The organism is Streptomyces sp. NPDC058001 (genome assembly GCF_042886315.1).
In the GTDB taxonomy this organism is placed as follows: domain Bacteria; phylum Actinomycetota; class Actinomycetes; order Streptomycetales; family Streptomycetaceae; genus Streptomyces.
Window position 1 is genome coordinate 1 of the sequence record NZ_JBHVQT010000012.1, and the last position, 12567, is coordinate 12567.

The 12567-nt window shown below is 67.7% G+C and carries 10 protein-coding genes; 2 read left to right on the forward strand and 8 right to left on the reverse strand.

The genetic code is table 11. The features are described 5' to 3' along the window. Positions 1–424: 424 nt before the first annotated feature. The 7 genes from ACFVT5_RS28540 to ACFVT5_RS28570 form a co-directional block, all read right to left on the reverse strand. Entirely contained in the window at positions 425–976 is a 552-nt protein-coding gene (locus ACFVT5_RS28540; RefSeq protein ID WP_389893918.1) for a hypothetical protein, read from the reverse strand. 1 nt (position 977) lies between these two features. Further along, entirely contained in the window at positions 978–2075 is a 1098-nt protein-coding gene (locus ACFVT5_RS28545) for a helix-turn-helix domain-containing protein (RefSeq protein WP_389893920.1), read from the reverse strand. Between the two features lie 134 nt (positions 2076–2209). Further along, positions 2210–3040, reverse strand: coding sequence for a carbohydrate ABC transporter permease (locus tag ACFVT5_RS28550; RefSeq protein ID WP_389893922.1), 831 nt, complete (start codon positions 3038–3040; stop codon positions 2210–2212). 5 nt (positions 3041–3045) lie between these two features. After that, complete coding sequence (locus tag ACFVT5_RS28555; RefSeq protein WP_389894436.1) at positions 3046–3888, reverse strand: carbohydrate ABC transporter permease; 843 nt, start codon at positions 3886–3888, stop codon at positions 3046–3048. Between the two features lie 104 nt (positions 3889–3992). Then, positions 3993–5357, reverse strand: a complete 1365-nt coding sequence (locus ACFVT5_RS28560; protein WP_389893924.1) for an extracellular solute-binding protein — start codon at positions 5355–5357, stop codon at positions 3993–3995. Between the two features lie 183 nt (positions 5358–5540). Next, positions 5541–6230, reverse strand: coding sequence for a response regulator (locus ACFVT5_RS28565; RefSeq protein WP_389893926.1), 690 nt, complete (start codon positions 6228–6230; stop codon positions 5541–5543). Beyond that, on the reverse strand, positions 6227–7969 hold the full coding sequence (locus tag ACFVT5_RS28570; protein ID WP_389893928.1) for an ATP-binding protein: 1743 nt from the start codon (positions 7967–7969) through the stop codon (positions 6227–6229). Before ACFVT5_RS28570 ends, ACFVT5_RS28565 begins: the two co-directional genes overlap by 4 nt. Positions 7970–8162: 193 nt before the next feature. Between ACFVT5_RS28570 and ACFVT5_RS28575 the strand changes: the two genes are divergently transcribed. Continuing rightward, positions 8163–9581, forward strand: a complete 1419-nt coding sequence (locus ACFVT5_RS28575; RefSeq protein ID WP_389893930.1) for a cation:dicarboxylate symporter family transporter — start codon at positions 8163–8165, stop codon at positions 9579–9581. Positions 9582–9690: 109 nt separating this feature from the next. Here the strand turns inward: ACFVT5_RS28575 and ACFVT5_RS28580 are convergent, their stop codons facing one another. After that, positions 9691–11154 (reverse strand): glycoside hydrolase family 16 protein, encoded by a 1464-nt coding sequence (locus ACFVT5_RS28580; protein ID WP_389893932.1) that lies wholly within the window; start codon positions 11152–11154, stop codon positions 9691–9693. Positions 11155–11480: 326 nt separating this feature from the next. On the opposite strand from ACFVT5_RS28580, the gene ACFVT5_RS28585 reads away from it, so the two are divergent. Next, positions 11481–12335 carry an NAD(P)-dependent oxidoreductase gene (locus ACFVT5_RS28585; RefSeq protein WP_389893934.1) on the forward strand — a complete coding sequence of 285 codons (855 nt, stop codon included), beginning with the start codon at positions 11481–11483 and terminating at the stop codon, positions 12333–12335. The last annotated feature ends 232 nt before the right edge of the window (positions 12336–12567 follow it).

Sequence of the window (12567 nt, forward strand, 5' to 3'; positions counted from 1 at the left end):
TACGTCGGATCGGCGCGGGCTTCGGGCGCCCAAGGATCTCGCGGCGCTGTGTTCCGAGGCGATCGTGATACCCCTGCCGGATCACAGGCCGTGTAGGTAAGGGATCCCCAACCGGACACCGGACACCGGACACCGGTCAGCTCGTGCTGAGCGGGAGTCTGCTGGTCATGTTGAGTTACACCTCGCCGTAGGGCCGGACGTGGGACCAGAACAACGAGGTCAGGCCGCGCCGGCCCGCCGGTGTGAGGAGGTCCGCCCGGCTGGTTCGGTGGGCCGGGTCGGCGGTGCTTGCCCATGTGCTCGATGGTCCCAGGCGCCGATCGTGGCGGCGACAGCCTCGTACGGGCGGGTGGCGCACACCAGGGTGTTGGACCATGGTGCGCGGGGCCCGCCGTGTCGCCATCAGGCCGGGCGGACCGATAAGTCAGTCGAGCGAAACTCCATGTGCCGCGCACCACGGGACGAAGTCGCGTCCACTGCACGGCAAGCGAGCCTCTTGCTGAAGAAGTGCCTCGATGAAGCTCTCCGCGGCGGCGACCGTGATGATGCGCTCGCGGACCAGTCGTGCCAGGAGCCAGAGCGACCCATGCGCCTCGATCCCGTTGGCCACAGCGACCAATGCTGCTTGGCGGTCGTCGGTGATGGCGATTCCCTGCCGCAGTTGAGCGCAGGCGAATATGCTGGCTTCCCCCCTGTGCCGCATCTCCGATACCCCGACCTTACGACTCCATTCGGCGTATGTGGTGATTGCGTCCAGCGAATCCAGCGGATCCATCTTCAGCCAGTCGGCGTCGACGGCACGTCGTAACGTGGCGTGCTGAGAATAGCCGACCTTCAGTTCATCGAGAACAATTTCCGTGGTCCAGCACTCAAAGGATTTCAGGTAATCGCCCAGAAGGTCGATATTGTCGGCGCGCGCCGAATGATTCAGTAACGTTGCGTCCAGGACGAGCAGGCCCTGATTGATCTGCTGCATGCTACGAATCCAGATCTTCCTCGTTCGGGAGATCTTCAGAATTTACCTGTCCATGCAGCATCTCGACTGCCCGTGCCCGCGACAATTTCCTGGACTTGTACGCCTTCACCACGGCCGACGCGTACTCAGGAGCAACCCGGACCGCGGAGAGGTCGGGAACCGGGACCCATCCCATGGCCTGCATGAACTCCGCACGAGTCGGCTTGCGTGCCATGAGGAGATTTCTCGACGCGTGATCGATGACGTCGGCCCTCTTTGCTTGCGCGAGAGCCAGACTCCACGAGACTCGATACTCTGCCGCAAAGTAGATGAGCTGGTCTCTCTCGGGCGAGTCGCTCGACCATGATTCGTTGATGGCGGCCAGCGGCAGTAGTAATTCGGCCGCGAATGCCTCAATTGCCTGTTCGCGTTTCTCGACGGACGCATGCACTCCGAGATCATTCGAATACGCGTCACCCAAAACCAGATGCCCCAGCTCATGCGCTGCCGTGGCACGGCGGCGTCCAGGGTCGCCCCGCAAGCTGATGATCGATACGGCGACATCGCCGTCAATCAGCGAAGCACCGTCGCCGGGAATCTCCGCAACCAGTGGCCATTGGCCGAGTTGCGCACAAATGGGCGCCATGGAATCGAGCGGACTATTCTGCCCATTCTGCAATCTCAGCTCGCTACGCACCCACCGGGCGGCCTCCCGGTAGGACTCCGCGCCGTCCACCGGGTGAGGGTAGTGCCATGGGTCGCGGGGGAGGAGGAAGCCGAGATCGAGGAGCTGTCGCACATCACGCAACCAGGCGCTCAGAAGGGCCTCGGTCCGGAACGCCGATCTTGTCGCTTCCGACTCGTCGTCCTCGACCACTTGTTGCCGATTCGACAGAACCAGTGCGGGCGCGGTCAGAAAATGATCAACCGGAAGCGACAGGGCGTCTGCCAGACGCGTCAATTCGAGCGCACCGATCCTCCGCGTGCCACTCTCGATCTTGGAAATGGCCGTGCGGTCGAGTCCCACCCGTTCGGCCAATTGCCCTTGCGTCAGGCCGGCGGCCCTCCGAGCCTCCCCGATGCGGGCGCCCACGTCCTGCCAGCTCGTCTCCGTCCCCATGGTGCGATTTTGGCACATCGAACGGGGCCGGGCGAGGTGAGAGCCAGTTTTGAAGCTGAACCGAACCCGAACGAGTGCACAGGATCGGGCCGCACATGTACGCAAACACGGTGGTGGCCGCCCCGCGTCCGGCGTCAGCCCTTCACCGCTCCCCCCAAAGCGAACCCTCCACCCAGCCGCCGCGCGATCAGCACGTACAGCAGAACCACCGGTGTCGAGTACAGGATCGAGAAGGCGGCGAGTTGGCCGTAGGCGACCTGGCCGTAGTTGCCGAAGAGGGTGAAGATCGAGACGGATGCGGGGAGTTGGTCGGGGGAGAGCAGGAGCATGAAGGGGACGAAGAAGTTGCCCCACATCATGATGAAGCTGTAGATCGTGACGACCGTCAGACCCGGGCCCATCAGCGGCAGCACCACCCGCAGCAGTGTCTGGAGCGAGGACGCGCCGTCCGTCCACGCGGCTTCCTCCAGGACCAGCGGCACGCCGTCCATGAAGTTCTTCATCAGCCAGATGGCGAACGGCAGTTGGGACGTGGCGAGGAAGAACGCCGTACCGTACATCGTGTCGATCAGATTGACCTGCACGAACAGCCCGTACACCGGGACCATCACGGCCGTGATCGGCAGGCAGGTGGAGAAGAGGACGGTGAGGAGGTACGGGCGGGTGATGCGGGAGCGGTAGCGCGACAGCGGGTACGCGGCCAGCGCGGCGCACACCACCGTGAGCAGCGTTGCGCCCCCGCACAGCAGCAGACTGTTGAGCATCGGCGTGAAGGTGATCTCGTCCGTCAGGACCGCCGAGAAGTTGTCGAGGGTCGTCGCCTTCGGCACCCGTACCCGCAGATCGGCGTCCCGCGCGATCGACGAGAGCAGCAGCCACAGCAGCGGCAGCGCGAACGACACGGCGGCCACCAGCAGCGCGGCGTCCACGGCGAGTCGCTGACGGGTCTTGCGGCGCAGCGCCATCCGCGTCACACCTCCGCTCGGGCCAGCCGCAGATACACGACCGAGAACAGGGCCCCCACCAGCAGAAGCAGCAGCGCCACCGCCGTGCCGTAGCCGATGAGGCTCTTGTTGAACGCCTGGTCGTACATGAACACGGGCAACGTTGTCGACCGGTCCCCGGGCCCGCCCCGGGTCATCGCCCAGATCAGCCCGAACACCGACAGCGTCTGAAGCGTGTTGAGCATCAGATTGGTGCCGATCGACCGACGGATCATCGGCAGCGTCACATGGATCACCTTGCGCACACCGTTCGCCCCGTCGACCTCGGCGGCCTCCGTGATCTCCTTCGGGATCTCCGACAGGGCCGCCGAGTAGATCAGCATCGAGAACGCCGTACCGCGCCACACGTTCGCGAACGAAACGGCCAGGATCGGCAGCGTGAACAACCAGTTCTGGGTGGGGAGATGGAGCCAGTCGAGGACCGCGTTGAGGGTGCCCTCTCGGCGGAAGAACGCGTACAGGAGGAAGGCCGCGACGATCTCCGGGAGCACCCACGCGGCGATCACCAGCGCCCCGGTCAGCGTGCGCACCGGCTTCGACGCGCGCCGCATCAGGCCGGCCAGCGCGAGCCCCAGCGTGTTCTGCCCGATGATCGAGGACACCACCGTGAACACCAGCGTCAGCCATACCGCGTTACGGAACTTCGGGTCCGAGAACGCCCGTCGGAAGTTCTCGAAGCCCACGAAATCCGCCGACGACGAGCCGGTGAGCTGCATGTTCGTGAACGCGATGTAGACGCAGTACGCGATCGGCCCGGCCAGGAACAGCAGCAGGAGCACGGTCGCCGGGGCCAGCGGCAGCCACCGCAGGGGGCGGAGCCGGCCCCCGGAACGAGGTGCGGCGCCGCGCCCCTTCCCGCGCCCCGCTCCCCGCCCGGCCGCCCGCCCCGCCTCACGCACCGTGGGAGCCACGCTCACGGTTTCGTCACCACGGCTCCCTCGACCAGGTCCTTCAACTGCCCGTCGTACGTCCCCGCGGCCTTCGCCGCGTCCGCGTCCCCGGTCGTCACCGACTCCATCGCCTCACCGATCGCCGTCGACACCTGCGGATACACCGGCAGCGCTGGACGGTAGTGCGTGTACTGGACGAGACCGGTGAAGAACTCGATGCCCGGCATCGACTTCAGATAGGACGGGTCGGCCGCGACATCCTTACGGACCGCGATCTGCGCCCCGACGACATCCCAGCGGGTCGCGTTCTCCTTCGTCTGCATCGTCTTGATGAAGTCGAACGCGAGATCCGGATTACCGGCCTTCTGCGGAATGGCCCAGGTCCAGCCGCCCGACATGGACACCTTTCCGGGAGCCTGGCCGTTCTGCGTCGGCATCGGCGCCTGCGCCAGATCCGTCTTCCATTCGGGCCATGCGGTGGTGCCCTTGCCCGTCCAGAACTGGCCCATCCAGGAACCGTCCAGCGAGATCGCGAGCTTTTCCTCCGGGAACCACTCATTCGCGACCGTGGTGCCGACATTCGGGTCCAGGGAGTCCGACACATCGGGACCGAGTTTCTCGCCGAACACGGTCTCCACGAAGCCGAGCGCGTCCTTGAACCCCTGGCTGCCCGTCACCCATTTCTTCGCGGACGGGTCGTACAGCGGATCGTCGCCCGTGCCGTACAGCAGCATCTCGAAGCCCTGCATCACGGCCGCCTCACCGGGAGCCTTGCCGGTGTAGACGTTCAGCGGGATCGCGCCGGGCACCTTCTTCTTGATGGTGCGGGCGGCTTCGAGGATCTCGTCCCAGTTCTTCGGCGCCCAGTCCTCTGGCAGCCCGGCCTTCTGGAAGATCTTCTTGTTGAACCAGAGTCCCCGGGTGTCCGTACCGTCGGGAACTCCGTACGTCTTGCCGTCCTCCGCCTTCGCCGCCGCCTTCGCGGTGTCGACGAACTGGTCCCAGGTGTCCCACTTCGCGAGATAGTCGTCGAGCGGGCGCAAATACCCGGCCTTGATATCGGAGTTGATGCGGAACGTGTCCTCGTAGACCAGATCGGGAGCGGTCTTCGGGGAGCGCATCATCTGCTGCGCCTTGGTCGCGTAATCGTTGTCCGGAGCCTGGATCGGGACGAGTTCGACCTTCTTACCAGGGTGTTCCTTCTCGAATTCCCTCTTCATGTCCTGGAGGTATTCGTCCTTGAACCGGACCTTGTTGTCCGTACTCCGGTTGTACGCGACCTTGATGGTGTCGGAGTCGCTCCCGGACCCGCTTCCGCAGGCGGTCAGCGACAGGGTGGACGCCGCGAGGACGGCGGCGAGAAGCAGTGGGGCGGCGGTGGGGCGCACGGGCACGACCTCCTACGAGCCTTCGTTGGCTGCCCGGTGAACCTAGGGCGGCCGTCGAGGCAAGGTCAATGGTCGTGCATCGCCCCAAGTGGAGACCGTGACAACGTTGTTGTCCCGGCCGTCGTACCGCCATTGGTCGCACCTCTGAAAGTGCGCCGGAAGCGTGCCGAAGGTGACACTCCGTCAACTGCCGCGTAGCCAACGGTAGTGCAGCTCCGGGCGGCCGACCTGGCCGTACTGGGGGCTGCGGGTCGCGCGGCCCGTGGTGACCAGATGTTCCAGATAGCGGCGGGCCGTGATCCGGGAGATCCCCACCGACTCGGCCGCCGCTGCCGCGGTCAGGCCGTCGGTCGCCGTGCGCAGGGTGCGGATCACCCGGTCGAGGGTCGGGGCGCTCAGGCCCTTGGGCAGTTCGGCCGGTGACGGGGCCCGCAGCGTGGCGAGCGCGCGGTCCACCTCGTCCTGGCCGCTGGCCTCGCCCGCCGTCGTACGGAACTCGGAATACCGTACGAGACGGTCGCGAAGCGTTGCGAAAGTGAACGGTTTCAGTACGTACTGGACCACGCCCAGGGAGACGCCCTCGCGGACTATGGCCAGGTCGCGGGCCGACGTCACCGCGATCACGTCGGCGTGGTGGCCTGCGGCGCGGAGGGAGCGGGCCAGGGCCAGGCCGTGGCCGTCGGGTAGGTGCAGGTCCAGTAGGAGCAGGTCGATGGGTACGCGGTCCAGGGTGCGGCGGGCTTCCGCGGCGGTGTGGGCTTTGCCGACCGCCTTGAAGCCGGGGACTCTTTGTACGTACATCATGTGGGCGTCTGCGGCGACGGGGTCGTCTTCCACCACTAGGACCCGGATGTCCGGGGGCGCCGGTGTCATACCTGTGGTTCCCCCTCCGGGGTGGCTGTTACTTCCGGCTGACCCGGTACTTGGGGTTGTGCCCACCCTCCCCCAGTCTCGGCTTCGCTCGACCGGGGGGACCCCCATTGCCCTGCGGAACGCCTGCCCACAACAGGAGCGGAGATACCGAGGGGGAGCCAGGCTGTGAACTCCGCGCCGCCGCCCTCCTGGGACTCCGTCACGGCCAGTGTGCCGTTGTTTCTCGTGAGGGTTTGGCGGACCAGTGCCAAGCCCAGGCCCCGGCCTGCCGGGCCTGAGGGCTTGGTGGACCAGCCGCGTTCGAACATGGCTTCCGTGTGGGCCGGGTCCACGCCCTCGCCGGTGTCGGCGACGCGCAGGAGGAGGCCGTCGTCGTCGGCGCGGGCGGTGACGGTGACCGTGGCGTGCGTGGTGCCCTGGGCCGCGTCCATGGCGTTGTCGATGAGGTTGCCGAGGACCGTCACCAGGTCACGGGCCGGGAGCGAGGAGGGAAGGAGACCGTCGTCCATCCGGCTGTCGGGGGAGACCACCAGCTCCACGCCCCGCTCGTTGGCCTGGGCCGCCTTGCCCAGGAGCAGGGCCGCGAGGACCGGCTCCCCGACGGCCGCGACCACCTGGTCCGTGAGGGCCTGGGCGAGTTCGAGTTCGGCGGTGGCGAAGTCGACGGCCTCGTCCGCGCGGCCCAGCTCGATCAGGGACACCACGGTGTGCAGCCGGTTCGCGGCCTCGTGCGCCTGGGAGCGCAGGGCCTGCGTGAACCCGCGCTCGGAGTCCAGCTCGCCGGTCAGGGACTGGAGTTCCGTGTGGTCACGCAGGGTGACGACGGTGCCGCGCTGTTCACCGGTGGACACGGGTGAGGTGTTCACGACGAGGACGCGCTCGGCGGTGAGGTGCAGCTCGTCCACGCGCGGCTCGGCCGAAAGGAGCGCCCCGGTGAGCGGTGGCGGCAGCCCCAGATCGGCGACCGAGCGGCCGACCAGGTCACCGGAGAGCCCGAGCAGTTCGCGCCCGCCGTCGTTGACGAGCGCGATCCTCCGCCGGCCGTCGAGCATCAGCAGCCCCTCGCGCACCGCGTGCAGCGCCGCCTCGTGGTAGTCGTGCATCCGGCTCAGCTCGGTCGCGTTCATGCCATGAGTGGACCGCCGTAGCCGGGCGTTGATCACATACGTACCGATACCGCCGAGGACCAGCGCACCCGCCGCGACCCCGATCAGCGCGACCACCTGTCCCCGTACCTGCGCGCTGATCTCGTCAACGGTGATCCCGGCGCTTACCAGACCGACGATCCGGCCGTTGTCGTTGATCGGCGTCACCACGCGGATCGACGGGCCGAGCGTTCCGGTGTAGGTCTCGGCGAAGGTGTCGCCGCGCAGGGCGGGGGCGGTGTGCCCGAGGAACCGCGCGCCGATCTGCGCCGGGTCGGGGTGCGTCCAGCGGATGCCCTGCGGATTCATGATCGTGACGAAGTCCACGCCGGTGTCCCGCTGCACCTGGGACGCGTACGGCTGGAGCGTGCTCGTCGGGTCGGTGCCGCGGATGGACTCCCGTACCGAGGGCGAGTCGGCGACCGCGCGGGCCGCGGCCTCGGCCTGCCGCCGGGCCGCCTGCTGGGCCTGGTGGCCGTCGCTGATGTACGTGAAGAGCGCGCAGCCCGCGACCACGACGGCGACCAGGACGGCCTGCATCGCGAAGAGCTGGCCGGCCAGGCTGCGGGGGCGTGGCATACGGAAAAAGCGCATGAACTCAGTCTGCATCCTCGTATAAGCGTGAACTAAATGAACGTAAGGGTGACCGCCCTCACAGCCTGGGAGATATTCACCGGGATCCGCCCGCCAGGACGTGAGCCGCACGCACTGCGCGTACTTCCGCGAGGTAGCCCCCCACTGCTCTTCGCGACCCTCGCGAGGTCATCGCAGAACTTCGCGCACGCCGATGAAGTCGTCAAGGAGGCACCCCGTGGCCGAAACACAGGTGGCACCGCCCGCCAAACGGGACCGGACCCACTATCTCTACATCTCTGTCATCATCGCCGTCATCCTCGGCATCGCCGTCGGTTTCGCCGCGCCGGACTTCGCCAAGGAGCTGAAGCCGATCGGGACCGGCTTCGTGGCCCTGATCAAGATGATGATCTCCCCCATCATCTTCTGCACGATCGTCCTGGGTGTCGGATCGGTCAGGAAGGCCGCCAAGATCGGCAAGGTCGGTGGCCTGGCCCTCGCCTACTTCCTCGCGATGTCGGTCGTGGCCCTCGCCATCGGTCTCCTCGTCGGAAACATCCTGCACCCCGGTGACGGTATGCACCTGACCGAGGCGGTCAAGGGTGTGGGTCACACCGCGGCCGAGGGCGCCAGCGAAGGTCCCGTCGACTTCCTGCTCGGCGTCATCCCGACCACACTGGTCTCCGCCTTCACCATGGGCGAGGTGCTCCAGACACTCCTGGTCGCGCTGCTCGTCGGCTTCGCGCTCCAGGCCATGGGCCGCTCCGGTGAGCCCGTACTGCGCGGGATCGAGCACATCCAGAAGCTGGTCTTCCGCGTACTCGGGATGATCATGTGGGCCGCTCCGGTCGGCGCGTTCGGCGCGATGGCCGCCGTGATTGGTGAGACCGGCGTCGACGCCCTCAAGGCGCTCGCCACGATCATGCTCGGCTTCTACGTCACCTGTGTGCTGTTCATCGCGATCGTCCTCGGCACCCTGGTCCGCCTGGTCGCCAAGGTCAATCTCCTGCACCTGCTGAAGTACCTGGGCCGTGAGTTCCTGCTGATCCTCTCCACCTCGTCGTCGGAGTCCGCGCTGCCGCGGCTCATCGCGAAGATGGAGCACCTGGGGGTCAGCCGCCCGGTCGTCGGCATCACCGTGCCGACCGGGTACTCGTTCAACCTCGACGGCACCATGATCTATCTGACGATGGCGTCCCTGTTCATCGCCGACGCGATGGATCAGCCGATGGGTATCGGTCAGCAGATCGGTCTGCTGCTGTTCATGATGATCGCGTCGAAGGGCGCGGCGGGTGTCTCGGGCTCCGGTATCGCCGTCCTGGCGAGCGGGCTCCAGTCCCACAAGCCAGCGCTGGTCGACGGCGTCGGCCTGATCATCGGTATCGACCGCTTCATGAGTGAGGCCCGCGCCCTCACCAACTTCGCGGGCAACGCGGTCGCCACCCTGCTGATCGGCGTCTGGACCAAGGAGGTCGACCGCGAACGGGTCGACCTGGTTCTCGCCGGCAAGCTGCCGTTCGACGAGCGAACCCTGCTGGACGAGGTGCCCGCATCCGACCACCCGGGCGGCAAGCCCGGCGACGACGTGCCGGAGCAGCGGCACGACGGCGAGAAGGAGCCGGTGAAGGCGTAGGCCCCCCGGGGTCCCCCCACCCCTTGCGCCACACCGCTCGACGCTTCGGGCCGGACCCCCGCGGGAGGGGGTCCGGCCCGAAGCGCATGGGAGTGGCTTGCGACGCGGGTCAGCTGAAGGGGATGGTCACCTGGGACTGGTTGCCGGTGCCGAGGGTGCTGCTGCCGTTGCCGATCGCGTTCCACACCTCGACGCGGACCTTGCCGTTGCTCATGTTCCCCAGCGAACCGGTCGCCGACTTCAGACCCTTGGCCTGTGTGTAGTGCTCATAGCCCGGTACGGGATCGGTGGCGAAGTAGTTGTACGTCTCCGTACGGTCCCAGCTCCCGTCGCCCGTGAGGTCGTAACTGACTCTGGCCTGTTGGGCGTTGGCGACCGTCGAGCCCGAGTCCACGAACAGGTCGAACGCCGTGGAGCCACCGGTGTACGTGCCGCTCACGCCGGTCGCCGTGAACGTCTGCGGATTGTTCGGGGTCCCGTCGAAGTTCCCGCCGCCCGCCGAGGCGACCGTCGCCGTGGACGCGGAGCCCGCGACGCCCAGGCCGCCGCCCGACAGCAGATTGCGGGTCGCGCTGCCGGTGGGCGGGTCGGTGGGGTCGCCGCCGCCTCCGCCCTTGGTCGACACGGCCACGTAGTCGACCAGCATCGGACGGCCCGAGACGGTCGCTGCGGTCGGGGTCGGCCCGCCGAGCGCGTCAGGGAAGGCGCCGCCCATGGCGACGTTCAGCAGGATGAAGTACCCCGCGTGGCTGGTCATGTTGGCCCACGAGGTGGCGTCCATGCTGTTCTCGGAGACGCTGTGGAACTGCTGCCCGTCGACGTACCAGCGCAGTTGGTTCGGGCTCACCGAACGGTCCCACTCGAAGCGGTACGTGTGGAACGCGGACTGGCAACTCGCGCCGGGGCAGGTGCGGCTGGCGCCGATGCCGGTGGTCTCGTTGCACGGGCCGCCCGGGTTCACGCCGCAATGGAGCACGCCCCACACGGAGTTGATGCCGTTGACGTTCTCCATGATGTCGAACTCGCCGATGGCGGGCCAGTTCCAGTAGTTGCCGCGGTAGGGCTGGCCGAGCGCCCAGAAGGCCGGCCAGTAGCCGAGTGCCTGGTCGCCGGTGACGTTGGGCATCTGGATGCGGCCCTCGATGGCGAGGGTGCCGCCGGCCGGGGCCTTGAAGTCGGCGCGCTTGGTCTCGATACGGGCCGAAGTCCAGTTGCCCGCGCCGTCCTTGAGCGGGGTGATCTTCAGATTGCCGCTGCCGTCGAGGCTGAGGTTGTTGGTCGAGTTGGTGTAGTTCTGGATCTCACCGGTGCCCCAGTTGCCGGGGCCGCCCGGGTAGCCGTGGCCGGTGTCGATCTGCCAGTTCGCGGACGACGGGAGCGTACCGGCCGAGCCGTTGAAGTCGTCGCTCCACTGCGTGGTCCAGCCGGGTCCTGGCGGGGGTACGGCGCCTTCGGCCGGACCGCCGTACATCAGGGCGGCGAGCGAGAGGACGGCGGCGAGTGCGGCGGCGAGGATCGCGCGGGGGGTGGCGTGTCTGGTGTGTGGGGGGCGTGGGGGAGCGGTCGTGTTCATGGAACACCTCCGGAGGGGGGTTTTGAGAGCGCTCTCAGATTTTGTAGATGAAGCAACCAGGGCGGTCAATGGCTGTGCACCGTCAACTTCTTGAAGGGGGAGGGTCGTTGGTACGGGGATGCCTCTGGGCTCCACACTTACCTTCTGGTGAGTACCTGACTATTTAGTCGGTACTTGTTGGGTTGCGCGGTACGGATGAGGATCGGGGGACCAGATTCCGGTCCGCTCGCGCGGCCTTACTGAACGAGGGAAGTCCCGCTATGTCATTGACTGCTGACGCCGTTGACGCTTCGAAGGCGCCGGTGAGTGTGCTCGGGTTGGGTGCGATGGGGCGAGCGCTGGCGGGCGCCTTTTTGCGCGCGGGCCATCCGACGACGGTGTGGAACCGGTCGCCCGGCCGGGCCGACGAGTTGGTGGCGGAGGGCGCGCACGGTGCGGCGAGCGCGGCGGAGGCCGTACGGGCGGGGGAGGTGATCGTGATCTGCGTGGTCGACTACGACGCGGCGCAGGCGATTGCCGACCAGACGGCTCAGGAACTGTCCGGCGGCGGCCGGGTCCTGGTCAACCTCACATCGGACAGCCCGGAACGGGCGCGGGAGGCCGCCGAGTGGGCGGCCAAGCGGGACATCGCCTATCTGGACGGGGCGATCATGGTGCCGGTCCCGGTGATCGGACGGCCCGAGACGCTGATCTTCTACAGCGGCGCGCGGGAGGTCTTCGAGCGGTACGAGGGTGTGCTCGGGGCGCTGGGCGGGCGGTCGGCGTACGTGGGCGCCGACGCGGGGAAGGCCGCGGTGTACGACTTCGCGCTGCTCGACTACTTCTACGGGAGCATGGCGGGGATGACGCACGCGTTCGCGCTGGCGGCGGCGGACGGAGTTTCCGCGACGGAGTTGGCGCCGTACCTCGACACGATCACCGGCATCATGCCGCCGATCGTGGCCGGGTCGGCGCGGGACATCGACGCGGGCGAGTATCCCGGCGACGCGGCGAACCTGGGGATGATGGCGGCGGCCGTGGACCACCTGGTGGAGGCGTCGGAGCGGCGGGGTCTCGACACGGGGGCGCTCCGCGCGATCCAGGCGGTTGCCGCGCGGGCGATCGCGGAGGGGCGGGCCGGCGAGAGCTGGGCCACCACCGTGGAGTCCCTCCGCGAGGGCCGACCCGAGACCGGAGCCTGACACACGGCTTCGCCGTGATCCCGGGCGGGCGCCGGGGTGATTCCGCCGGACCCGGCGGGTTCGGCGTCCCGCCGCAGCGGCGGAGACAGACCTCCGGTGCCGGGGGCGGGAGCGCCCCGGTTCCCCGTGGGGGAGTGGGGATTCCGCCGGACCCGGCGGGTTTGGGCGTCCCGCCGTGGCGGCGGGAAGAAGTTCGGGCGGGGGATCGCTGTGCGGGTGTGTGCTGAACTCG

Coding starts and splice junctions, on each gene's coding strand:
- ACFVT5_RS28540 (WP_389893918.1), bottom strand. CDS start 976: ATGCAGCAGATCAATCAGGGCCTGCTCGTCCTGGACGCAACGTTACTG.
- ACFVT5_RS28545 (WP_389893920.1), bottom strand. CDS start 2,075: ATGGGGACGGAGACGAGCTGGCAGGACGTGGGCGCCCGCATCGGGGAG.
- ACFVT5_RS28550 (WP_389893922.1), bottom strand. CDS start 3,040: ATGGCGCTGCGCCGCAAGACCCGTCAGCGACTCGCCGTGGACGCCGCG.
- ACFVT5_RS28565 (WP_389893926.1), bottom strand. CDS start 6,230: ATGACACCGGCGCCCCCGGACATCCGGGTCCTAGTGGTGGAAGACGAC.
- ACFVT5_RS28570 (WP_389893928.1), bottom strand. CDS start 7,969: ATGCGCTTTTTCCGTATGCCACGCCCCCGCAGCCTGGCCGGCCAGCTC.
- ACFVT5_RS28575 (WP_389893930.1), top strand. CDS start 8,163: ATGAAGTCGTCAAGGAGGCACCCCGTGGCCGAAACACAGGTGGCACCG.
- ACFVT5_RS28580 (WP_389893932.1), bottom strand. CDS start 11,154: ATGAACACGACCGCTCCCCCACGCCCCCCACACACCAGACACGCCACC.
- ACFVT5_RS28585 (WP_389893934.1), top strand. CDS start 11,481: ATGGGGCGAGCGCTGGCGGGCGCCTTTTTGCGCGCGGGCCATCCGACG.